This is a genomic window from Variovorax sp. DAIF25 (assembly GCF_050711835.1).
GTDB lineage: Bacteria > Pseudomonadota > Gammaproteobacteria > Burkholderiales > Burkholderiaceae_C > Variovorax.
In genome coordinates, this window is record NZ_CP136636.1 from 5,289,186 (window position 1) to 5,310,574 (window position 21,389).

General features: G+C 70.9%; 23 protein-coding genes. 19 read left to right on the forward strand and 4 right to left on the reverse strand.

Annotation, left to right across the window (positions count from 1 at the left end; translation table 11 throughout):
* Positions 1–6: 6 nt before the first annotated feature.
* The gene (locus R0232_RS24375) at positions 7–708 is read left to right on the forward strand and encodes an aspartate/glutamate racemase family protein (RefSeq protein WP_208509677.1); all 702 of its coding nucleotides are present in this window, start codon (positions 7–9) and stop codon (positions 706–708) included.
* A gap of 9 nt (positions 709–717) precedes the next feature.
* Here R0232_RS24375 and R0232_RS24380 read toward each other — a convergent pair whose 3' ends face one another.
* Positions 718–2,415, reverse strand: coding sequence for a long-chain fatty acid--CoA ligase (locus R0232_RS24380; protein WP_431509695.1), 1,698 nt, complete (start codon positions 2,413–2,415; stop codon positions 718–720).
* Between the two features lie 287 nt (positions 2,416–2,702).
* Between R0232_RS24380 and R0232_RS24385 the strand changes: the two genes are divergently transcribed.
* The 12 genes from R0232_RS24385 (at position 2,703) to R0232_RS24440 (ending at position 13,588) form a co-directional block, all read left to right on the forward strand.
* Complete coding sequence (locus R0232_RS24385; protein ID WP_431509696.1) at positions 2,703–3,143, forward strand: OsmC family protein; 441 nt, start codon at positions 2,703–2,705, stop codon at positions 3,141–3,143.
* 47 nt (positions 3,144–3,190) lie between these two features.
* Positions 3,191–4,156: a Bug family tripartite tricarboxylate transporter substrate binding protein gene (locus R0232_RS24390; RefSeq protein WP_431509697.1), complete on the forward strand. Its 966-nt coding sequence runs from the start codon at positions 3,191–3,193 to the stop codon at positions 4,154–4,156.
* A 391-nt stretch (positions 4,157–4,547) separates the two neighbouring features.
* A complete protein-coding gene (locus R0232_RS24395; protein WP_093339997.1) occupies positions 4,548–5,321 on the forward strand; it encodes a GntR family transcriptional regulator in 774 nt (257 codons plus the stop codon).
* Positions 5,318–6,118, forward strand: a complete 801-nt coding sequence (locus tag R0232_RS24400) for a transporter substrate-binding domain-containing protein (protein ID WP_431509698.1) — start codon at positions 5,318–5,320, stop codon at positions 6,116–6,118. The genes R0232_RS24395 and R0232_RS24400 overlap by 4 nt, the downstream gene beginning before the upstream one ends.
* Positions 6,119–6,133: 15 nt before the next feature.
* A complete protein-coding gene (locus tag R0232_RS24405; protein WP_208509673.1) occupies positions 6,134–6,796 on the forward strand; it encodes an amino acid ABC transporter permease in 663 nt (220 codons plus the stop codon).
* A 7-nt stretch (positions 6,797–6,803) separates the two neighbouring features.
* On the forward strand, positions 6,804–7,457 hold the full coding sequence (locus R0232_RS24410; RefSeq protein WP_431509699.1) for an amino acid ABC transporter permease: 654 nt from the start codon (positions 6,804–6,806) through the stop codon (positions 7,455–7,457).
* On the forward strand, positions 7,441–8,223 hold the full coding sequence (locus tag R0232_RS24415) for an amino acid ABC transporter ATP-binding protein (protein ID WP_431509700.1): 783 nt from the start codon (positions 7,441–7,443) through the stop codon (positions 8,221–8,223). Before R0232_RS24410 ends, R0232_RS24415 begins: the two co-directional genes overlap by 17 nt.
* 192 nt (positions 8,224–8,415) lie before the next feature.
* Positions 8,416–8,910, forward strand: coding sequence for an AAA family ATPase (locus tag R0232_RS24420; protein ID WP_431509701.1), 495 nt, complete (start codon positions 8,416–8,418; stop codon positions 8,908–8,910).
* Positions 8,911–9,009: 99 nt separating this feature from the next.
* Positions 9,010–9,519 (forward strand): sigma-70 family RNA polymerase sigma factor, encoded by a 510-nt coding sequence (locus R0232_RS24425; protein WP_093340011.1) that lies wholly within the window; start codon positions 9,010–9,012, stop codon positions 9,517–9,519.
* Position 9,520: 1 nt separating this feature from the next.
* Entirely contained in the window at positions 9,521–10,507 is a 987-nt protein-coding gene (locus R0232_RS24430) for a FecR domain-containing protein (RefSeq protein ID WP_431509702.1), read from the forward strand.
* 103 nt (positions 10,508–10,610) lie between these two features.
* Positions 10,611–13,067 carry a TonB-dependent siderophore receptor gene (locus R0232_RS24435; RefSeq protein WP_431509703.1) on the forward strand — a complete coding sequence of 819 codons (2,457 nt, stop codon included), beginning with the start codon at positions 10,611–10,613 and terminating at the stop codon, positions 13,065–13,067.
* A gap of 35 nt (positions 13,068–13,102) precedes the next feature.
* Entirely contained in the window at positions 13,103–13,588 is a 486-nt protein-coding gene (locus R0232_RS24440) for a GNAT family N-acetyltransferase (protein ID WP_208507490.1), read from the forward strand.
* A gap of 3 nt (positions 13,589–13,591) precedes the next feature.
* Here R0232_RS24440 and R0232_RS24445 read toward each other — a convergent pair whose 3' ends face one another.
* From R0232_RS24445 to R0232_RS24455, 3 genes are read right to left on the reverse strand one after another with little or no spacing between them, the layout of a single operon-like run.
* A complete protein-coding gene (locus R0232_RS24445; RefSeq protein WP_431509704.1) occupies positions 13,592–14,815 on the reverse strand; it encodes a CaiB/BaiF CoA transferase family protein in 1,224 nt (407 codons plus the stop codon).
* A 14-nt stretch (positions 14,816–14,829) separates the two neighbouring features.
* Positions 14,830–15,621 (reverse strand): enoyl-CoA hydratase/isomerase family protein, encoded by a 792-nt coding sequence (locus R0232_RS24450; protein ID WP_431509705.1) that lies wholly within the window; start codon positions 15,619–15,621, stop codon positions 14,830–14,832.
* Between the two features lie 46 nt (positions 15,622–15,667).
* Positions 15,668–16,651 (reverse strand): tripartite tricarboxylate transporter substrate-binding protein, encoded by a 984-nt coding sequence (locus tag R0232_RS24455; protein ID WP_431509706.1) that lies wholly within the window; start codon positions 16,649–16,651, stop codon positions 15,668–15,670.
* 59 nt (positions 16,652–16,710) lie between these two features.
* On the opposite strand from R0232_RS24455, the gene R0232_RS24460 reads away from it, so the two are divergent.
* The 6 genes from R0232_RS24460 (at position 16,711) to R0232_RS24485 (ending at position 21,388) form a co-directional block, all read left to right on the forward strand.
* Entirely contained in the window at positions 16,711–17,397 is a 687-nt protein-coding gene (locus R0232_RS24460) for a GntR family transcriptional regulator (RefSeq protein ID WP_431509707.1), read from the forward strand.
* A gap of 104 nt (positions 17,398–17,501) precedes the next feature.
* Positions 17,502–18,080: a DUF1439 domain-containing protein gene (locus R0232_RS24465; RefSeq protein WP_431509708.1), complete on the forward strand. Its 579-nt coding sequence runs from the start codon at positions 17,502–17,504 to the stop codon at positions 18,078–18,080.
* Positions 18,077–19,099: a glycerophosphodiester phosphodiesterase gene (locus R0232_RS24470; RefSeq protein WP_431509709.1), complete on the forward strand. Its 1,023-nt coding sequence runs from the start codon at positions 18,077–18,079 to the stop codon at positions 19,097–19,099. Before R0232_RS24465 ends, R0232_RS24470 begins: the two co-directional genes overlap by 4 nt.
* 26 nt (positions 19,100–19,125) lie before the next feature.
* Positions 19,126–19,377 (forward strand): hypothetical protein, encoded by a 252-nt coding sequence (locus R0232_RS24475; protein WP_371268778.1) that lies wholly within the window; start codon positions 19,126–19,128, stop codon positions 19,375–19,377.
* Positions 19,378–19,403: 26 nt separating this feature from the next.
* Positions 19,404–19,829 carry a hypothetical protein gene (locus R0232_RS24480; RefSeq protein WP_431509710.1) on the forward strand — a complete coding sequence of 142 codons (426 nt, stop codon included), beginning with the start codon at positions 19,404–19,406 and terminating at the stop codon, positions 19,827–19,829.
* 77 nt (positions 19,830–19,906) lie between these two features.
* A complete protein-coding gene (locus R0232_RS24485; RefSeq protein WP_431509711.1) occupies positions 19,907–21,388 on the forward strand; it encodes a TolC family protein in 1,482 nt (493 codons plus the stop codon).
* The last annotated feature ends 1 nt before the right edge of the window (position 21,389 follow it).

A 21,389-nucleotide genomic window follows, 5' to 3' on the forward strand; every position in this document is an offset into this window, starting at 1 on the left:
CATGCCATGCCGATCCGCATCCGCGTCGTCACGCCCCATGTCGCCCCGGTGCCCGCGAAGCTGCGCGAGATCGAGGATCTCGCCGAGGGCGGCGCGCTGCAGCTGTCGCAGGTCAACATCGCCGACGGCCCGCGCGCGATCGAGAGCCCGGCCGACGAGCATCGCTGCCTGCCCGGCGTGCTCGCGCGCATCGAGGAGGCCGAGGCGCAGGGCCTCGATGCGGTGGTGATCGACTGTTTCGCCGATCCCGGCGTGGAAGCCGCGCGCGAGCGCGTGGCGATGCCCGTCATCGGCCCGGGCGAGGCCAGCCTGCACCTGGCGGCGACGCTCGGCCGGCGGCTCGCGATCGTCACGGTGCTCGAGAGCGTGCGCCCGATGATCGATGCGCTCGCCGAGCGCACCGCGCTGGGCCCGCGGCTGGCGCCGCTGCGCGTGGTCGACACTGCGGTGCGCGAACTCGACGCCGATCCCGAACGGCTGCTCGCACGCCTGACCGAGGCGGCGGCGCGGGCGGTGCGCGACGATGGCGCCGACGCGATCGTGCTGGGCTGCACCGGCTTCCTGGGCGTGAGCGATGCGCTCGCGCGGGCCCTGGCGGCCCAGGGCCTCGCGGTGCCCGTGATTCATCCGCTGCGCAGCGCGGTGCTGCTGGCCGCGACGCAGGTCCGGCTGGGGTTGCGGCACCGGGCGGCGCGCCCGGCGCGCTGACTCGGCGCCTCAGGCGTTCTCGGCTTCCTGCAACAGGCGCCACATGACCTTGCCGCTGCCGCTCTTGGGCAGCGCGTCGACGAACTGCACCTGGCGCGGGATCTTGTAGACCGCCATGTTCTCGCGGCACCAGTCGATGATCTGCTGTGCGGTCGTGTCCTTGTGGGTGGGCCGCAGCACCACCACGGCCTTGACCGATTCGCCGCGGTAGGCGTCCTTGGTCGAGATCACGCAGGCTTCCTGGATCGCCGGGTGGCGGAACATCAGCAGCTCGACCTCGGCCGGCCAGACCTTGAAGCCGCTGGCGTTGATCATGCGCTTCAGGCGGTCGGTGATGAAGAAGTAGCCCTCCTCGTCCATGCGGCCCATGTCGCCCGAGCGGAAGAAGCGCTTGCCCTCGAACTCGACGAAGGCCGCGGCCGTGGCCTCGGGCCGCTTCCAGTAGCCCTGGAACACCTCGGGGCCATGGATGATGATCTCGCCCGATTCGCCCGGCGGCAGTTCCTTCAGCGTGTCGGGGTCGACCACGCGCGCGTCGGTGCTCATGAACGGGATGCCCAGGCACTGCTGCTTGGGATGCTCGGCCGGGTTCGAGTGCGAGGGCGCGGCCGTCTCGGTGAGGCCGTAGCCTTCCTGGTACTTGAGGCCGAACTGGTCCTGCAGCCGCTGCGCCACCGCCTGCGGCATGGCCGCGCCGCCGCCGCCGATGTAGCTGAGGCTCGAAAGGTCGTAGCTCGCGAAGTGCGGGCTCGCCATCAGGTCGATCACCATGGTCGGGATGTTGGTCCAGCTCGAGACCTTCCAGCGCGAGATCAGGCGCCCGGCCACGTCGCGGTCCCAGCGCGGCATGATGACCAGCGTGGCGGCCGCGAGGATCGCGGTGTGCATCATGCTGACCACGCCGGTGATGTGGAACATCGGCACCACGGCCAGCACCACCACCTCGGAATGCGCGCAGCCCCACAGCATGCCCGACATGGCGTTGTGCATCAGGCTCGAATGGTGGTGGATGCAGCCCTTGGGCAGGCCGGTGGTGCCGCTGGTGTAGGGCAGCAGCGCCATGTCGTTGGCGCCCACCACGTGCTCGGGCACCGGGTGGCTGGTCTCGAGCGCCTCGGTCCAGGCCATGACCTCGCCGCCGGCCAGCGCGGGCAGCGCATGGCGGGTGCCGAGCCAGTCGACCCAGGCGGGCGCGGGCGCGTCGTCGCCGGTCACGCCGGGATCGAAGGCGTCGGTGAACTGGGTCACGATCATCCTCGACAGGCGTTCGCCCTCGGGCAGCGCGTCGCTGGCCTTGGCCAGTTCGCCGGCCAGGTCGCCGGTGGTGATCGCCACCTTGGCATCGGCGTCGGTGATGTAGTGCTTGAGCTCCTCGGCCCGGTTCATCGGGTTGACCGGCACCACCACGGCATTGGCGCGCAGGATCGCGAAATGCGCGATCACCAGTTGCGGGCAGTTCTGCATGTCGAGCAGCACGCGGTCGCCGCGCTTCACGCCCAGCGCATGCAAGGTGCCGGCCAGGCGCTCGACCTGGCTCGCCAGCTCGCGGTAGCTGGTGACGCGGCCGAAGAACACCAGGGCGTTGTTGTCGGGGTAGCGCTCGGCGGCGGTCTTGAGGTTGTGCCAGAGCGACACCGCGGGCACGGTGATCGAATGCGGCAGGCGTTTGGGCCAGAACTTGTGATGCGGGCGTTGTTCCAGGGTCATGGCAGGGGGCGGAAGGAAGGGGGAATTCGGGGGCGGGGCGCGTCCGGCCGGAATGCCGGGCGCGCGAACCGCACGCCAGCCTAAGCCGAGCGCGGCGCGGCTCCCATCGGGGAAGCCCCCGGAGCGTCACCTTGGCGACGCCCTTTTTTCTACGTCGCCCGATCGCGGCCCCGTCGAAACGGCCGGGGCGACAGGGCCGGCGACTACAGACGCGGCGTGCCATTTCGGCGATACCTGGGGCTTCGCATCCCGTTCACCCATCCACCGACCACCGAAGGAGCATCTCCATGGCAGCAGAAAAGCACGCGAGCGTTCACTGGGAAGGCGCCGGCAAGACCGGCAAGGGCCAGGTCAGCACCGAGACCGGCGCGCTCAAGGACTACCCCTATGGCTTCGCCAGCCGTTTCGAGGACGACCGGCGCGGCACCAACCCCGAGGAGATCGTCGGCGCCGCGCACGCGGCCTGCTTCACGATGGCCTTCGCCTTCGCGCTCGAGAAGGAAGGCCTGGCCGCCACGAAGATCGACACCCGCGCGGCCGTGCGCCTGGCCAAGGACGGCGAGGGTTTCAAGATCGACCGCATCGCGCTCGAGCTCGACGCCGCCGTGCCCAACCTCGACGAGGCGAAGTTCCAGCAGATCGCCGCGGCCGCCAAGACCGGCTGCCCGCTGTCGAAGGCGCTCGCGAGCGTGCCCGAGATCACGCTGAAGGCGACGCTGGCCGGCTGAGGGCCTTGCCTATGATCGTCTCCTCACCAAGAAGAAGGAGACGGATCATGAACAACACCCTGCGGACCGCGCTCGCGGTCCTGTCGCTGGCCGTGGGCACGGCCGCCACGGCCGCCTTTCCCGACAAGCCGATCAAGGTCGTGATCGGCTTCCCGGCCGGCGGGCCGCTCGACCAGCATGCGCGCCTGCTGACCGACAAGCTGCAGGCGGCGCTGGGCCAGCCGCTGATCGTGGACTACAAGCCCGGCGCGGGCGGCTCGGTGGGCGCCGACGCGGTCGCCAAGAGCCCGGCCGACGGCTACACGCTGATGCTCGCGAACACCGGTGTGGCCGTGATCAACGGCGCGCTCTACAGCAAGCTGCCCTACGACACGCAGCGCGACTTCGTGCCGATCGCGCGCACCGCGATGCAGCCGCTGGCGCTGCTGGTCACGCCCAAGCTGCCGGTGCAGAACCTCAGGCAGTTCATCGACTACGCGAAGGCGCGGCCGGGCCAGATCAACTACGGCTCGGCCGGCAACGGCGGCATCAGCCACCTGGTGCCCGAGATGTTCAAGACCGCGACCGGCATCTTCATGGTCCATATCCCCTACCGCGGCAGCGCGCCGGCCTTCACCGACCTGATGGGCGGCCAGGTGCAGTTCATGGCCGAATCGATCCCGCAGGCCGCCAACTACCACAAGCAGGGCAAGGTGCGCGCGCTGGCCGTGACCAGCCGCGAGCGCAATCCCGCGCTGCCCGACATCCCGACCGTGGCCGAATCGGGCGTGAAGGGTTTCGAGGTGGTGGGCTTCTACGGCTTCTTCGCGCCCAAGGACACGCCCAAGGAGGTGGTCGCCAAGCTCAGCGAGGCCTTCCGGCAGGTGCTGACCAGCGCCGAGGTGCGCGAGCGCATGGTGAGCCAGGGCGCCGACCCGGCCTTCCTGGGCAGCGAGGAGTTCGCGCGCTTCCTGGCGACCGAGACGCCGCGCTGGCGCGAGGCGGTGAAGGCTTCGGGCGCGCGGATGGATTGAGCCGGGAGGACTGAGATACGCCGGGGGCGCGTGCACAGGACAGCGGGTACTTCCCTCCGCGAATGTCCCCCGGCCTTCGGCCTCCTCCTTGATTTCGCTGCGGGAAGCACCCGCTGCCCTGTGCACGTGGGCGCTGCGGTGGTGCCGGCCGCACAACGACCGTCGTGTCCCGGCTCACGTCGACGGGGTACTCCCCGCAGCGAAATAAAGGAGGAGCCGAAGGCGGGGGACATTCGCGGAGGGGAGTACCCCATCGGCGTGAGCCCGTCCCTTTAAGCGCGAAAGCTTCAGCACCCCCAAGGCACCCGCACCACCGGCGCACCCCGCCAGCCCATTTCGGTGCACACATCTTGCATACCAGTTGGCACGGAAGCTGCTGGTATGCAGGTGAATGTCTACCTCCGCTTCCGAAATCAGTGCGCGCATCGTCGAGGCGGTGATGGCGCAGAAGCTCGCGCCGGGTTCGCGCCTGGGCGAGCAGCAGCTCGCGATGCTGTTCGACTGCAGCCGCACCATCGTGCGCGAGGCGCTCACGCGGCTGGCGGCGCGCGGCATCGTCACCGTGAGCGCGCGGCGCGGCTGGTTCGTGATCGAGCCCTCGCAGGACGAGGCGCGCGAGGCCTTCGAGGCGCGGCGCGTGATCGAGCTCGGCCTGATCCGAAGCGCGGGCAGCGCCGGCAAGCTCCAGAAGAGCGCGCTGCGCCAACTGAAGACGCACCTGCAGCGCGAGAAGGCCGCCCTCAAGGAAAGCGACGTCGGCAACCGCAGCTTCCTGCTCGGCGACTTCCACGTCTGCCTGGCCGAATGCCTGGGCAACACGCTGCTGGCCGACACGCTGCGCGACTACACGGCGCGCACCACGCTGATCGCCATGCTCTACCAATCCACGCACGACGCGGTGCAGTCCTGCGAGGACCACGTGCAGATCGTCGCGGCGCTCGAGCGCGGCGACCATGCCGCCGCCGAGGCCCTGATGGCCGAGCACATCGGCACGGTGCAGTCGGCCCTGCGCGTGCAGGCGCCCGCCGATCCGCTGGCCCAGCTGCGCGATGCGCTGGCGCCGCTCCAGAACACGGCCACCACGCCCGCCCCCCGGAGCAAGCGCCGCAAGCCCGGCGCGGCCCCCGATCCCGACTCTTCGACTTACCTAGGAGCCCTGCTATGACCTTCCTCGCATCCAAACGCCGCGTCGCCCTCGCGCTCGCTTCCCTCGCCATGCTGGCCTCGGCCGGCGGTGCCTACGCCCAGAACGCGCTCGACAACGTGCTCAAGGCCAAGACCATCAAGATCGCCGTGCCCACCGACTATCCGCCCTACGGCTCGGTCGACAAGAACATGAAGCCGCAGGGCCTCGACGTGGAGATGGCCGAGCTCATCGCCGCCAAGCTCGGCGTGAAGGTCGAGCTGGTGCCCGTGACCAGCGCCAACCGCATCCCCTACCTGCAGACCAGGAAGGCCGACCTCGTGATCTCCACGCTCGGCAAGAACGCGGAGCGCGAGAAGGTGATCGAGTTCTCGTCGGCCTATGCGCCCTTCTTCCAGGCCGTGTACGCCGCCAAGAGCATGAAGCTCGCCAGCTTCGCCGACATGGCCGGAAAGACCGTGGCCGTGACGCGCGGCGCGATGGAGGACCAGGAGCTCAACAAGGTGGCGCCGCCGAACGTCGACTATCGCCGCTTCGAGGACAACAACGCGACCATCGCGGCCTTCGTCGCGGGCCAGACCCAGACCCTCGCGACCAGCGCGGCCGTCGCCGGCGACATGCTCGCCAAGAACCCGAAGGTCAGCGCCGAGTTCAAGCTGCTGCTGAAGGACAGCCCCTGCTTCGTCGGCATCGCCAAGGGCGAGACCGCGCTCAAGACCAGGGTCAACGAGATCATCGCGACGGCCAAGAAGGACGGCACGCTCGACGCCCTGTCGAAGAAGTGGCTCGGCAAGGCCGCCGGCGACCTGCCGGTCTGATCGAACGGCGCGGCCATGGGCATCGAATTCGACTTTGGCGCCGTGCTCGCCGAATGGCCGCTGCTGCTGCGCGGCGTCGCGTGGACCATCGGCCTCACGGCCGTGGGCACCGTGCTGGGCATGGGCGTCGGCACCTTCTGCGCCTGGGCGCGCGCCGACGGCCCGCGCTGGCTGCGCGCCATCGTGGGCACCTACGTGGAGCTGATCCGCAACACGCCCTTCATCGTGCAGCTGTTCTTCATCTTCTTCGGGCTGCCGGCCGCGGGCGTCAAGCTCACGCCCGAGGTGGCTTCGGTGATCGCGATGGTGCTGAACCTCGGGGCCTATTCCACCGAGATCATCCGCGCCGGCATCGAGGCCACGCCCAAGGGCCAGATCGAGGCCGCCGTGAGCCTGGCGCTGAGCCGTTCGCAGGTGTTCCTGCGCGTGGTGCTGCCGCCGGCGCTCAAGAAGGTGTGGCCCGCGATGGTGAGCCAGATCGTCATCGTGATGCTGGGCTCGGCCGTGTGCGGGCAGATCTCGACCGAGGAGCTGAGCTACGCGGCCAACCTGATCCAGAGCCGCAACTTCCGCGCCTTCGAGGCCTTCATCGTCGCCACGCTGATCTACCTCGCGCTCTCGGTGGCGCTGCGGCGGCTGCTCGACTGGGCCGGTCCCCGCTTCTTCTTCGGCCGCTGAATCCGCCATGACCGATTTCTCCCTCTGGGACATCCTGCGCAACCTGCTGCTGGCGCTGCGCTGGACCGTCGTGCTCTCGCTCATCGCCTTCGTCGGCGGCGGCATCGTGGGCGCGCTGCTGCTGTTCCTGCGCCTGCGCGGCGGCCGGGCCGCCGGCAAGGCCGTGGGCCTCTACGTGCAACTGTTCCAGGGCACGCCGCTGCTGATGCAGCTGTTCCTGGCCTACTTCGGCATCGCGCTGTTCGGCATCGACGTGTCGGCATGGACCGCGGCCAGCGTGGCGCTCACGCTCTACACCAGCGCCTTCCTCACCGAGATCTGGCGCGGCTGCGTGGCCTCGATCCCGAAGGGGCAGTGGGAAGCCTCGGGCAGCCTCGCCTTGAGCTTCGGCGAGCAGCTGCGCCACGTGATCCTGCCGCAGGCCGTGAGGATCGCGATCGCGCCCACCGTGGGCTTCCTGGTCCAGGTCATCAAGGGCACGGCGCTGGCGTCGGTCATCGGCTTCGTCGAACTCACCAAGGCCGGCAGCATGATCTCCAACGCCACCTTCCAGCCCTTCGTGGTGTTCAGCTGCGTGGCCCTGCTCTATTTCGTGCTGTGCTTTCCCGTGAGCCTGTACGCCAAGACCCTCGAGAGGAAAACCCATGGCCGCCGTGCTTGAACCGCAACAACAACCCGCCGTCGCGGTGGGCGCCCCCATCGTGCGCATCACCGCGCTGCGCAAGTCCTACGGCAGCAACGAGGTGCTCAAGGGCATCGACCTCGACGTGAAACGCGGCGAGGTGATCGCCATCATCGGCAAGAGCGGCTCGGGCAAGAGCACGCTGCTGCGCTGCATCAACGGCCTCGAGGTGTTCCAGGAGGGCTCGCTCACCGTCGACGGCAAGCCGCTGCTGCACGAGAGCGCGATGGCGATGCGCGAGCTGCGCCAGCGCGTGGGCATGATCTTCCAGGGCTTCAACCTGTTCCCGCACCTCACGGTCGGCAAGAACGTGATGCTCGCGCCCACGCTGGTGAAGAAGCGCTCGTCGCTCGAGGCCGCCTCGCAGGCGCGCAAGCTGCTCACGCGCGTGGGCCTGGCCGAGAAGTTCGACGCCATGCCCGACCAGCTCTCGGGCGGCCAGCAGCAGCGCGTGGCGATCGCGCGCGCGCTGGCCATGGAACCGGGCGTGCTGCTGTGCGACGAGATCACCTCGGCGCTCGACCCCGAGCTGGTGGGCGAGGTGCTGCGCGTGGTCGAGTCGCTGGCCGACGAGGGCATGACCCTGCTGATGGTCACGCACGAGATGAACTTCGCGCGCAAGGTGGCCGACCGCGTGATCTTCATGCACCAGGGCCGCGTGCACGAAATGGGGCCGCCCACCGAGCTGTTCGCGAATCCGCAGACGCCGGAGCTGCGGCAGTTCCTGTCGTCGCTGCACGACTGAAGCGCGCGGCCGTGGGCTATGCTCGGCCCATGGCCTGCCCGCGCATCATCGCGTCGATCATTCGCACCATTGCGAAGATGGTGGGTTGACGCACGGTTCCTCGAGTTCATGCCATGCAACCCGCCCCAGAAGGCGGGTTTTTCGTTTTCCGGGGCGCTGCTTCCAAGCCCACCACCCTCCGGAGAAAACGAAATGACAACGACCCCCTCCACCCCCGTGCTGCACATGGTCTGCGGCAAGATCGGCGCGGGCAAGTCCACGCTCGCGCGCCGGCTCGCCACCGCGCCCGCCACCGTGCTGGTCAGCGAGGACGCCTGGCTCGCGGCGCTCTACCCGGGCGAGATCCGCGAACTGCCCGACTACGTGCGCTGCGCGGGCCGCCTGAAGCAGGCCATCGAGGGCCACCTGGCGGCGCTGCTCGCGGCCGGCGTGTCGGTGGTGCTCGACTTCCCGGCCAACACGGTCGCGAACCGGCATTGGATGCGCGGCCTCTTCGAAGCGGCCGGCGCGGCGCACGTGCTGCACCTGCTCGAGCTGCCCGACGCGGTCTGCAAGCAGCGCCTGCGAGCGCGCAACGCGAGCGGCACGCATCCCTTCGAGACCAGCGAGGCGCAGTTCGACCTGATCAGCAGCCACTTCGCCGCGCCTTCCGCGGCCGAAGGCTTCACGGTGCGGCGGCACGGCTGAAAACCCATGGCCCGGGCGAGCGCTTCATCTAGAATTAATGAGAAACGTTCTCATTAATCTCGACCCATGCCAGGCCGCTGGCGAAGAGGGAATGCCGCCATGCCTGCCGCCGAATCCGCCATGCACGAGGAAGTGCGGTCGCTCTATGGCGAGCACCACGGCTGGCTGCAGGGCTGGCTGCGGCGCAAGCTCGGCGATTCCTTCGCCGCGGCCGACCTGGCACAGGACACCTTCGTCAGCGTCATCACGACCGGCACCGCGGCCGGCATCCGCGAGCCGCGCCCCTTCCTCGCCACCATCGCGCGGCGGCTGATCGCGCACCGGCATCGCCGGCAAGTGCTCGAACAGAGCTACCTCGAGGCGCTGGCCGCGCTGCCGCAGGAGATGGCGCCCTCGCCCGAGGTGCAGCTGCTGGCCATCGAGGCGCTGCACCAGGTCGACCGCGTGCTCGACAGCCTGCCGCCGGCCGCGAAGGAAGCCTTCCTGCTGGCCCATCTCGAAGGCCTGAGCTACGCGCAGATCGCCGAGCGGCTCGGCGTATCGGCCAGCTCGGTCAAGCAGTACCTGTCGCGTGCCAACCGCCAGTGCTTCTTCGGCCTGGCCGACTGAGATGCGCAGCGCCCCCCTCGACACCGCCACCGCCCTGCCCTTCGGCGAACGCGCGGCCGACGAGGCCGCGGAATGGCTCACGCTGCTGATGTCGGGCGAAGCCACGGAAGACGACCGCCGGCGCTGGCAGCAATGGCGCCGCGGCCATCCGGACCACGAGCGCGCATGGCAGCACATCGAGAGCTTCAGCGCGCGCCTCAAGGGCCTGCATCCGGCGGCCGCCCATGCCGCGCTCGCCTCCGGCCGCACGCCCGCGCCGCGGCGCAAGGCGCTGCGCGCGCTGCTGTGGCTCGGCGCGGCCGGCGCCACGGGCGTGCTCGCCTCGCGCACGCAGACCTGGCAGCAGACGGTGGCCGATTTCCGCACCGGCACCGGCGAGCAGCGCGACCTGTCGCTGCCCGACGGCACGCGCATCACGCTCGGCACGGCCAGCGCCATCGACGTGCGCTTCGACGACCGGCAGCGGCTGGTGCGGCTGGTGGCGGGCGAAGTGCTGATCGTCACCGGCCACGACCGGCCCGACAGCCCGCCCTTCGTGGTCGACACCGCCCAGGGACGGATCCGCGCGCTCGGCACGCGCTTCAGCGTGCGCCAGGACGAGGCCCGCAGCCGTGTCGCCGTGCTCGAGAGCGCGGTCGAGATCGCGCCCGCGGAGGCCGCGGCCGCGCCGGTGCGGCTGCGCGCCGGCGAACGCGCGAGCTTCGGCCGCGGCGAGGTCGGCCCGATCGCCGCGGTGGACGCGCAGACCACGGCCTGGACGCTCGGCCAGCTCATCGCCGACGACATGCGCCTGGACGACTTCCTGGCCGAACTCGGCCGCTACCGGCCCGGCATCGTGCGCTGCGACCCGGCCGTGGCCGGGCTGCGCCTGTCGGGCGTGTTCCCGTTGGCCGACACCGAGCGCATCCTCGCGATGCTGCCGAGCGTGCTGCCGGTGCAGGTGCGGCTGCGCACCCGGTTCTGGGCGACGGTGGAGGGCGTCCAGTAAGCACCAGCCTCAAAAAATTTTCGTCATCGCCTGCCCGATTTGCTTTCTCGCGGCACCTGTCAAGTGAGGGCTTCTTTTTCAGCAATCACTTCGAGAGACCACCATGCCGACCAACGGGCGCCAGCCGCGACACCAGAAGAACAAGCATCCAGCTCAGGGAATTTCAGCCACGGCGCTGTGCGGCCTCGCGCTGCTGGGCGCGCAGATGGGCCTGCCGGGCACGGCCCGCGCCCAGGCACCGCAGGCGCAGGCCGCGCGCCAGACCTACGACGTTCCGGCCGGTCCGCTCGCGCCGGCGCTGCGCAGCTTCGCGAGCGCAGCCAACCTGCCGCTGAGCTTCGTCGCCGAGCAGACCGACGGCAAGCGCACGGCCGGCCTGCGCGGCCCCTTCACGCCGCAGGAGGCGCTGGCCGCGCTGCTGGCCGGCACCGGCTTGCAGGCGCTGCGGCTGGACAACGGCGGCTACGTGCTGCGCAGCCAGCCCGCGCCCGCCGAATCCGCGACCTCAGCGCCCACCGCGCCCGTCACGGGCAACAGCAGCCTTCCCGCCGTGCAGGTGACCGCAAGCGCCGAGCGCGAAAGCGGCAACGGCCCCGTGCCCGGCTATGCCGCGCGCATCAGCGGCACGGCCACCAAGACCGACACGCCGCTGATCGAGGTGCCGCAATCGGTGTCGGTGATCGGCCGCGAGGAAATGGAGGCGCGCGGCGCGCAGGACGTGATGGAGGCGCTGCGCTACACGCCCGGCGTGACCACCAGCACCTACGGTCCCGACAACCGCGGCTGGGAGTACGTGCTGCTGCGCGGCTTCAACTCGTCGACCACCGGCGTCTACCGCGACGGGCTGGCCCAGGCCTCCTTCGTTCCCACCTACTACCTGACCGAGCCCTATGCGCTGGAGCGCGTGGAGGTGCTGCGCGGCCCGGCGTCGATGGTGTTCGGCCAGGCCGACGCGGGCGGCATCGTCAACCGCGTGAGCAAGCAGCCCACGGGCGAGCGGATCCGCGAGATCGAGCTGCAGTACGGCAGCTACCAGCGCCAGCAGCTGGCCTTCGACCTCGGCGACCGGATCGGCAGCGACGCTGTGCTGAGCTACCGGCTGGTCGGCCTGAGCCTCGACAGCAACGACCAGGACCGCTACCCCGACGGCCGCCGGCTCAACCACACGCGCACCTACATCGCGCCCTCGCTGCGCTGGCAGCCAAGCGCGGGCACCTCGCTGACCGTGCTGGCCGAGTTCCTGCGCAACAACACGGCCGAGGATCCCTACTACCTGACGCAGAACTACGCCCTCTCCTCGATCAAGGTGGGCGACCACAGCTTCGGCCAGCTCAAGCAGACGCAAGGCGCCATCGGCTACCGGTTCGAGACCGCCCTGGGCGACCGGTGGACCCTGCGCCAGAACTTCCGCTACAGCCGCGTCGACCCGAGCCGGCGCGTGGTCTGGGCCGATGCGCTGGGCGAGGACCAGCACACGCTGTCGCGCATCGCCAGGACCTGGCGCGACCCCGTGAACCTCTCGACGCTCGACACCAGCGTGCAGGGCAGGCTGCAGCATGGCGACGTGCAGCACACGCTGCTGCTGGGCGTCGACTACAGCGACCAGAAGGGCCGGCAACGGCGCTTCATCGGCCCGACGCCCAGCCTCGACCTGCTCGCGCCCGTCTATGGCCAGCCCGTGGCACTGCCCACCGAGCCGCTCGCCAACCTCGACCAGTCGACGCGCCAGCTCGGCTTCTATGCGCAGGACCAGCTCAAGTTCGGCGAGCGCTGGGTGCTCACGCTCGGCGGCCGCCAGGACCGCGTGCGCCAGGTCACCGACGACCATCTCGACAGCAGCCGCTCCCGCAAGTCCGACAGCGCCTTCAGCGGCCGGGCCGGCCTCAGCTACCTGCTGGGCAACGGCTGGGCGCCCTACCTGAGCTACGTCACCTCCTTCCTGCCCAACAGCGGCACCGATGCGAACAACGAGGCCTTCCGGCCCAGCCGCGGCAAGCAGGTCGAGCTCGGGCTCAAGTTCCAGCCCGCGGGTTCGCGCAGCCTGTTCACCGCGGCCGCCTTCGACCTGCGCAAGACCAACGTGGTCACCTACGACCCCGCGACCTTCGAGGGCCGCCAGATCGGCAGGCAGCGCTCGCGCGGCATCGAGCTCGAAGCCAAGGGCGAACTCGCGCCGGGCCTGAACATCGCGGCGGCCTACACCTGGCTCGACATGAAGGTGCTCGCCAGTGCCGACCCCGACGAGATCGGCAAGATCCCGCCGCTGGTGCCCAAGCAGTCGGCCTCGGTCTGGCTCGACTACACGCTGGGCAACGGCCTGGGCTTCGGCGGCGGCGTGCGCTACGTCGGCAAGCGCCAGAACGACGAGCACAACACCAGCGCCGAACGCGGCGTGACGCTGCTCGACGCGGCCCTGCACTACGAGCGCGGCCCGTGGCGCGTGGCGCTCAACGTCTCCAACCTGGCGGACAAGAAGTACAACTCGATCTGCTACCACGGCGAGTGCTACCAGGGCACGCGCCGCACGGCGACGCTCACGGCACGCTATCGCTGGCAGTGAGGACCGCGGCGGCGGGCCGCTATGCTTCGCACCCCATGCAGATCGAACCCGCCCGCCCCGAGGAAGCCCCCACCGTCGTCGCCGTGCTGCACGAGGCCGCGCAATGGCTGGTCGACGAAGGCCGCACCCTGTGGTCGGGGCCGGAGATCGCGCCCGCGCGCATCGAGCGCGACTGCGCGGCGGGCGGCTACTTCATCGCGCGCATCGATGGCCAGGTGGCCGGCGTGGTCCGGCTCGACCTCGAGGATCCGTATTTCTGGCCCGAGATCGAGGCTGGCAGCTCGCTCTACGTGCACAAGCTCGCGGTGCGCCGCGGCTTCGCGGGGCAAGGCGTGTCGAACGCCTTGCTGGTGTTCGCGCGCGAACGGGCGACGGCGCTCGGCAAGCGCCACCTGCGGCTCGACTGCGTGGCCGACCGCGCGCCGCTGCGCCGCCTCTACGAGCGCTTCGGCTTCGCGCTGCACAGCGAGACCCGCAAGGACTTCGGCCTCTTCGCGCGCTACGAGTTGCCGCTGGGCTGAGCCTCAGGTCGCAGCGTGCTGTGCGATGACCCGCTCGCGCTGCAGCCGCTCGATCTCCTCCTCGCCGAAATCGAATTCGCGCAGCACCTCGTGGGTCTGCTCGCCCACGCGCGGCGCGGCCGAGCGCGCATGCGGCGACACGCCGTCGAAATGCAGCGGCAGCCCGAGCGAGCGCGTGGTGCCGCCCTCGGCATGGTCGACCTCCACCACCATCGACACCGCGCTCGACTGCGGATGCTCGAGCGCCTGCTTCACGTCGTGCACCGGCCCCACCGGCACGCCGGCGCGGTCGAGGCGCTCGATCCAGTGGTCCGCGCCGTGCGGCGCCAGCGCCTGCGTGATCAGCGCCTCGAGCGCGGCCTGGTGCGCGAGCCGGTCGCGGCCCGTGCGAAAGCGCGGGTCGTCCGCCCATTCGGGATGGCCCAGCACCTCGGCGATGCGCTGCCAGTTGGCCTGGTTGCCGCCGCCGATCGCGATCGCGCCCTCGGCGCAGCGGAAGGTCTGGTAGGGCGCGATCAGCGGATGGGCGGTGCCCATCGGCCGCGCGATGGCGCCGCTCGAGAAGTAGGCCGCGGCGAACCAGTACATCTGCTGCAGCGAGGCCTGCAGCAGCGAGGTCTCGACCTTGCTGCCGATGCCGGTGCGCAGCCGCCGCACGTAGGCCGAGAGGCTGCCGAGCGCGGCCAGGATGCCGGCATTGATGTCGGCGACCGAGTTGCCGGGCTTGGCCTGCTCGCCGCCGAGACTGCCGGTGACGCTGATCAGGCCCGAGAAGGCTTGCAGCACCAGGTCGAAGCCGCCCTTGTCGCTCAGCGGGCCGTTGGGGCCGTAGCCGCTGATCGAGCAGTAGACGAGGCCGGGGTTCGCGGCGCGCAGCTGCTCGTAGCCGAGGCCGAGCGCATCGAGCTTTCCGCGCCGGAAGTTCTCGGTGACGATGTCGCAGCGCGCCGCGAGCCGGCGGATCACGTCCTGCCCGGCCGGCTGGCGGATGTCGACCGCCACCGAGCGCTTGCCGCGGTTGAGCATCACGAACGATGGCGCGAGCCCCGGGTCGTTGGGCCGTGCATAGCCGCGCGCATCGTCGCCGGCCGGAAACTTCTCGATCTTGATGACCTCGGCGCCCATGTCGGCCAGCATCAGGCCGCAGATCGGGCCGGCCATGATCTGCGACAGCTCGAGCACGCGCACGCCGGCCAGCGGCAGCGCGGCGGGGTCCGGTGGCGGCATTCCGTGCGCCACGCTCAATGGCCCTCGAAGCGCGGCGCGCGGTTCTCGGCGAAGGCCGCCAGGGCCTCGTGCAGGTCGCGCGTGCGCAGGCTGGCGACATGCGCCTGCTGCGCGGCGGCCTCGTCGTACTGCTGGCGCGCGGTCTCGTTGAGCGTGCGCTTCATCGTGACCAGCGGGATCGGCGCCACCGCGAGCAGCTCGTCGAGCCAGGTGCGCAGTTCGGCATCGAGCGCCTCGGGCGCGACCAGCGCATCGAGGTAGCCCACGCGCAGCATCTCCTCGGCCTGGATCGCGCGCGAGGTCAGGAACAGCTTCTTGGCCGCGCCGAGCCCCAGCCGCGAGACCCAGCGGCGGATGCCGTGGCCGTAGTAGTGCAGGCCCAGGCGCGAGGCCGGCATGAACATGCGCATGCCCTGCACGCCGAGACGGAAGTCGCAGGCCAGCGCGAGGTCGGTGGCGCCGCCGTAGACCGGCCCGTGCAGCCGCGCGATGGTGACCGCGCGCGCGTTCTCGATCTCGTCGGTGAACTGCTCGAACAGGTTCTCGCCGGTGGCGGCGGCCTTGCCCAGGCGCGAGAGGTCGAAGCCCGAGCTGAAGCTCTTGCCCGTGCTCGCGAACACGATCACGCGCACCGCGGGATCGGCGTCGAGCTGGCGCAGGTAGGCGCGCAGCACCGGCAGGTCGTCGGGCTCGATGCGGTTGTGGCTGCCGGGGCGGCGCAGCGTGATGGTGGCGACGGCGCCGTCGATGGCGAGCACCGGCGGCGCGGCGGTGTCGGCCGCGGGATCCTGGAGGGTCGTGGTCATGCGTGAAGGTCCTTGGAGAGGAAGAGAAAAAAGGGGAAGGGGCGGGTCAATCGAAATGGAGTTGCTGCTCGCGGATCACTTGGCCCCACTTGCGGAAGTCGGTCGCGACCAGCTCGGCGGCCGCCTCGGGCGGGCCGGCCTCGATGTCGCTGCCCGTGGCCAGGAGGCGTTCGCGCACCGCGGGCGTCTGCAGGGCGGCGTTGAGCGCCGCGTTGAGCCGTCGCACCACGGGCGCCGGCAGGCCCTTGGGCGCGGCGAGCACGAACCAGCCCTGCGCGTCGTAGCCCGGCAGGCCCTGCGCGGCCACGGTCTTCACGCCCGGCAGCGCCGGCACCTCGCGCGCCGAGGTCACGGCGATGGCGCGGGCCCGGCCGCCCTGCACCACCGGCACGGCGGGCGCGATGGTGGCGAACGAGACCGCGACCGCGCCGCCCATCAGGTCGTTCATGGCCGGCGCCGCGCCCTTGTAGGGCACGTGCATCAGGTCGCTGTGGCTCGCGGCCTTGAGCAGCTCGCCCGCCAGGTGGTGGATGGTGCCGTTGCCCGAGCTGGAATAGGCCAGCTGACCCGGCTGCGCGCGCGCCAGCGCCAGCAGCTCGGGCAGGGTGCGCGCGGGCACCGAGGGATTCACCAGCACCACCAGCGGCGACTTCGAGACCACGCCCAGGTAGCTGAAGTCGCTGCGCGGGTCGTAGGGCACCTTGCGCGCGTTCGGGATGATGGTCAGCGGCGCACCGTCGATCAGGCCCAGGGTGTAGCCGTCGGGCGCGGCGGTCTTGACGGCCTCGGCGCCGATCGCGCCGCCGGCGCCGGGCCTGTAGTCCACCACCACCGGCTGGCCCAGCGCCTTCTCCATCACCGGCGCGAGGTCGCGCGCCACCGCGTCGGCCGCGCCGCCGGGCGTGTAGCCGAGCACCAGCCGCAGCGGGCGGGTCGGCGACCAGCTTTCCTGCGCATGCAAAAATCCGGGCGCACCCAGCAGAAATGCAGAACCGGCCACCACGACCTTCCAAAGCAGTCTTGAAAACACCACACGTCTCCGTTTAAATATTTATAAACGAGTTCAGTATATTTTCAGATCACATCCGTATGCAACCCGGTAGAAGCCCCGTTGCCAGCCCGACGCTGGCCGAATCGATCCGCCTGTCGATCATCGAAAGCCTGGCCAGCGGCCTGCTGCAGCCCGGCCAGCCCATCGACGAGCGCGGACTCAGCGAGCGTTTCGAGGTCTCGCGCACCCCGATCCGCGAAGCCATCCTCCAGCTGGCGGCCCAGGGTTTCGTGGTGATGGAACCGCGCAGCGGCGCCTCGGTGCCACGGCTGTCGATCCAGCTGCTGCGCGAGCTGCTGGAGCTGCTCGGCGAGCTCGAGGGCGCGGCCGCCAAGTTCGCCGCCAAGCGCATGCGCCCGGCCGAGAAGAAGGCGCTGGAAGAGGCGCTGGCCGCCTGCGCCGAGGCGTCGGCGCTCGACGACGCGCTGGCCTACCGCGATGCCAACGACCATTTCCACGACCTGATCTACGCGGCCTGCCGCAACGAGACGCTGGTCGACCAGATCCGCGCGCTGCGCACCCGCTGCGCCGCCTACACCGCCAACCGCTTCGATTCGCCGGGCCGCATGCAGCGCTCGGCGCGCGAGCACGCGGCCATCACCGAGGCGCTGCTGCGCAGCGATCCGGCCGAGGCGCAGGCGGCGATGCTGGTCCACATCTCGATCGGCGGCAGCGATTTCGCGGAGTTCGTGAGCGGGTTGCCGCAAGACCTGTTGCATGCTTGAACGGGCCCTGTCCGGCCAGCGGTGCCGGTGACGTCCTGCAACCAATCAGGCGCGAACTCGCGCGCCTGTGGCAAGCTCCCACCGCCATGCAAAGCCGCCGCTCCATGCCCTCCTCCCCGATCCGCCCTACCCGCCGCCGTGCGCTGGGCGCCCTGCTCGGCGCCGCAGCGCTCCAGGCGCCGTTCGCCGCCTTCGCGGGCTTCAACTTCTTCACCAGCGAATACACCGCGAGCCGCGACGAGCTGCAGGCGCAGATCGCGCGCCGCTTCCCCGTGGCCGAGCGCTATGCCGAGCTGTTCACGGTCGGGCTGCGCGATCCGCAGCTGGGCCTGGACGCGGGCACCAACCGCGCCGCGATCACCGCCACGCTGACCATCGCGAGCCCGCTGCTCGGCGGCGCGCCGGTGCAGGGCACGGTGGCGGTCAGCAGCGCGCTCAAGTACGACGCCGCCACGCGCGCGGTGCGGCTCGACCAGCCCAAGGCCGAGCGCATCGAGCTGCAGGGCCTGGGCGGGCGCGATGGCGAGCGGCTGCAGCGCGTGGGCGCGCTGGTGGCGCAGGAACTGCTGCAGGGCCAGCCGCTGCGCACCTTCAAGCCCGAGGAACTCACCGTCGGGCGCAAGACCTACGAGATCGGCGATATCACGGTGCTCGCCGACGGCATCAAGGTGCAACTCAAATGACACATCGCAGACGCACGCTCCTGCTCGCCCTGGGCGCCACCGCCGCGCTCGCCGCGGGCTGCACCGGCTTCGCGCCCACGCCGCGCACGCGCTTCGACCTCGAGGCCCACCGCGGCGGCCGCGGCCTCGCGCCCGAGAACACGCTGGCGGCCTTCTCCAACGCCATCGACCTCGGCGTGACCACGCTCGAGCTCGACATCGGCCTGAGCGCCGACGGCGTGGTGGTGGTGTCGCACGACACGGCCCTCAACCCCGACCACACGCGCGATGCCGCCGGCCAGTGGCTCGCGCCCGCGAACGGCCGCAGCGGACCCACGATCCGCTCGCTCACGCTGGCGCAGCTGCAGGGCTACGACGTGGGCCGGCTCAATCCCTCGAGCAGCTATGGCCGCCAGTTCGCGCTGCAGCTGCCGCGCGACGGCGAACGCATCCCCACGCTCGAGGCGGTGTTCGACCTGGTGCGCGCGCGCGGCCCGGCCGCGGCCACCGTGCGCTTCAACATCGAGACCAAGATCGATCCGACCAAGCCCGACGAGACGGCCGCGCCCGAACCCATGGTGCGCGCGCTGCTGGCGGTCATCGACAAGGCACAGATGGCCGAGCGCGTGACCGTGCAGAGCTTCGACTGGCGCACGCTGGCGCTGGTGGGCCAGTTGGCGCCACAACTGTCGCGCGCCTACCTGAGCACGCCGCGCACGCTGAAGGACAAGCGCTGGACCGCCGGGCTCGATGCCGCGGGCTTCGGCTCCACGCCGCAGCTCGTGAAGGCCGCGGCCGGCAACAGTGGCGGTCCGCTCGTCTGGTCGCCGGCCTTCGCCGACCTCGACGCGGCGCAGGTGAAGGAGGCGCAGGGCCTCGGCATGAAGGTGCTGCCCTGGACCGTGAACCAGCGCGCCGACATGATCCGGCTGATGGACCTGGGCGTGGACGGCATCATCACCGACTACCCCGACGTGCTGCGCGACCTGGTGCGCGAACGCGGGCTGCCGCTGCCGCCCTCGGGAAGGAGCGCCTCGTGAGCGCCGCGCTGCAACAGCTCGACACCATCGCCGGGCACATCGACGCGCTGCGCCGCCAAGGCGGCGGCCCCGCCGGCCTGCTGTCGGACCAGGCACGCGGCAGCGCCGCGCTGCTGGCCGCCCTGCCGCCGCGCTATGGCGAGGTGCTTCTGAACCTGCTCGACCGGCTCGAATCGAGCGCGCTGTTCAGTGAGGAAAGCTGCTCGTTCAGCCAGAAAGATTTGCTCGACAACCTGTCGTTGTGGGTGGACAAGGCCCGCGCGCAGCTCGGCGGCTGAGGCACGCGGTTTATCATCGGCCCTCCATGCGCACCCTGTTCCTCGCCCTCATGATCGCCCTGCTGCCGGTTCGCGGCTGGCTCGGCGACGCGATGGCGATCGAGATGGTGCGGCATGCGATGCCCGCGGCCGAGGCCGTCGCCGGCGTGGCACAGGCGGCCACCGAGGCGCACTGCCACGAGGCCGGCGACATGGCCATGACGGCCATGGACAACGCCTCGCACGCCGAGCACGCGATGGCCGACACCCACGGCGACGGCAGCGACAGCGACCACGCCAGCCACCAGGGCTGCGGCACCTGCACCGCCTGCCAGGTCTGCCACTCGGTGGCACTCGGCGGCACCGAACTCGGGGGCATCGCGCACGATGCCCCCCAGGCCGCCCCCGCGGCCCCGGCGGCTCGCTTCGCGAGCACCGAGCCCTTCCTGGGCTTGAAGCCGCCCATTTCCTGATCTCCCTGCCCGTAGTCCGTCCGCGGTGAGCCCTTGCCGGCTCGCGGCGTCGATCGTATTGCTCATGGAGATCGAGCGTGAACCCTATCGTTCGCCGGCACCTGGCCGGCCCCTTTCCCTTTCGCTGTCGAACAACTGACGCGCTGCCCCGGCGCGCCCTCGCATTCGCAAGTGCCCTGTTCCTGGCCGGCTGCGCCAGCCTCTCGCCCGACGGCGGCACGGCCGACGTGCAGGCCCTGGTCGCAGGCAATCCCCTGATGGCGGGCCAGCTGGCCCAGCGCATGCCCGACGGGGCCTCGCAGAAAAGCGTCGATGCGCTGCTCGCCAGGCCGCTCGACGCCGAGGCCGCCGTGCGCATCGCGCTCGTCAACGGCCCGCGCGTGCAGGACGCCTTCGCCACCCTGCAACTGAGCGACGCCGACCGCGTGCAGGCCGCGAGCCTGCCGAACCCGGTGCTCTCGTTCAGCCGGCTGGCGCAGGGCCGCGAGCGCGAGCTCGAGCGCATGCTGAGCTTCAACGTGATCGGCCTGGTCACGCTGCCATGGCAGGCGCGCTGGGCCGGCCAGCGCCACGAGGCCGCCAAGCTGCAGGCCGCGCAGAGCGTGCTGCTGCTGGCCGCCGACACGCGCCGCGCCTGGGTGCGCGCGGTGGCGGCGCAGCAGAGCGTGGTCTACCTGCGCGATGCCAGGGAGGCGGCCGAGGCCGGCGCCGAGCTCGCGCGCCGCATGGCCCAGGTCGGCAACTGGAGCGCGCTGCAGCGCACGCGCGAACAGTTGCTGCTGGCCGATGCCGCGGCGCAGCTCGCGCGCGCCGAGCAGGCCGCCGTGGCCTCGCGCGAGCAACTCACGCGGCTGCTGGGCCTCGCCGGGGAGCGCACCGCCTACACCCTGCCCGACCGCCTGCCGCCGCTGCCCCAGGCCGCGCCCGAGCTCGGCGACGTGCAGGCGCGCGCGCTGCGCGACCGGCTCGACGTGCGCTCGGCGCAGGCGCAGAACACGGCCGTGGCCGATTCGCTGGGCCTTGTGCATGCCACGCGCGTCATCAACGCGATGGAGCTCGGCGTGGTGCGCAACACCACCTTCGAGAACGACGCCGACCGTTCGCGCGCCACGCAGCGCGGCTTCGAGCTCGACCTGCCGCTGCCGCTGTTCGACTGGGGCCAGGCGCGCACCGGCCGCGCCGAGGCGCAGTACCTGCAATCGGCCGCGCGCGTGCGCGACGTGGGCGTGCTGGCCGCGAGCGAGGCGCGCGAGGCCTGGCGCGGCTGGAACACCGCCTATGGCCTGGCCCGGCGCTACCGCGACGAGGTGCTGCCGCTGCGCAGGAAGGTCAACGAGGAGATGGTGCTGCGCTACAACGGCATGCTCGCGAGCGTGTGGGAGCTGCTCGCCGAGACGCGCGCGAGCATGCTCGCGGTGAACGCCGGCATCGAGGCCCAGCGCGATTTCTGGCTGGCCGACACCGACCTGCAACTGGTGCTCACGGGCAGTTCGCCCGGCGGTATGACGGCGCTGCAGACCGCGGCCGCCAGCGACGCCCCCGCGGCGGGAGGACATTGAG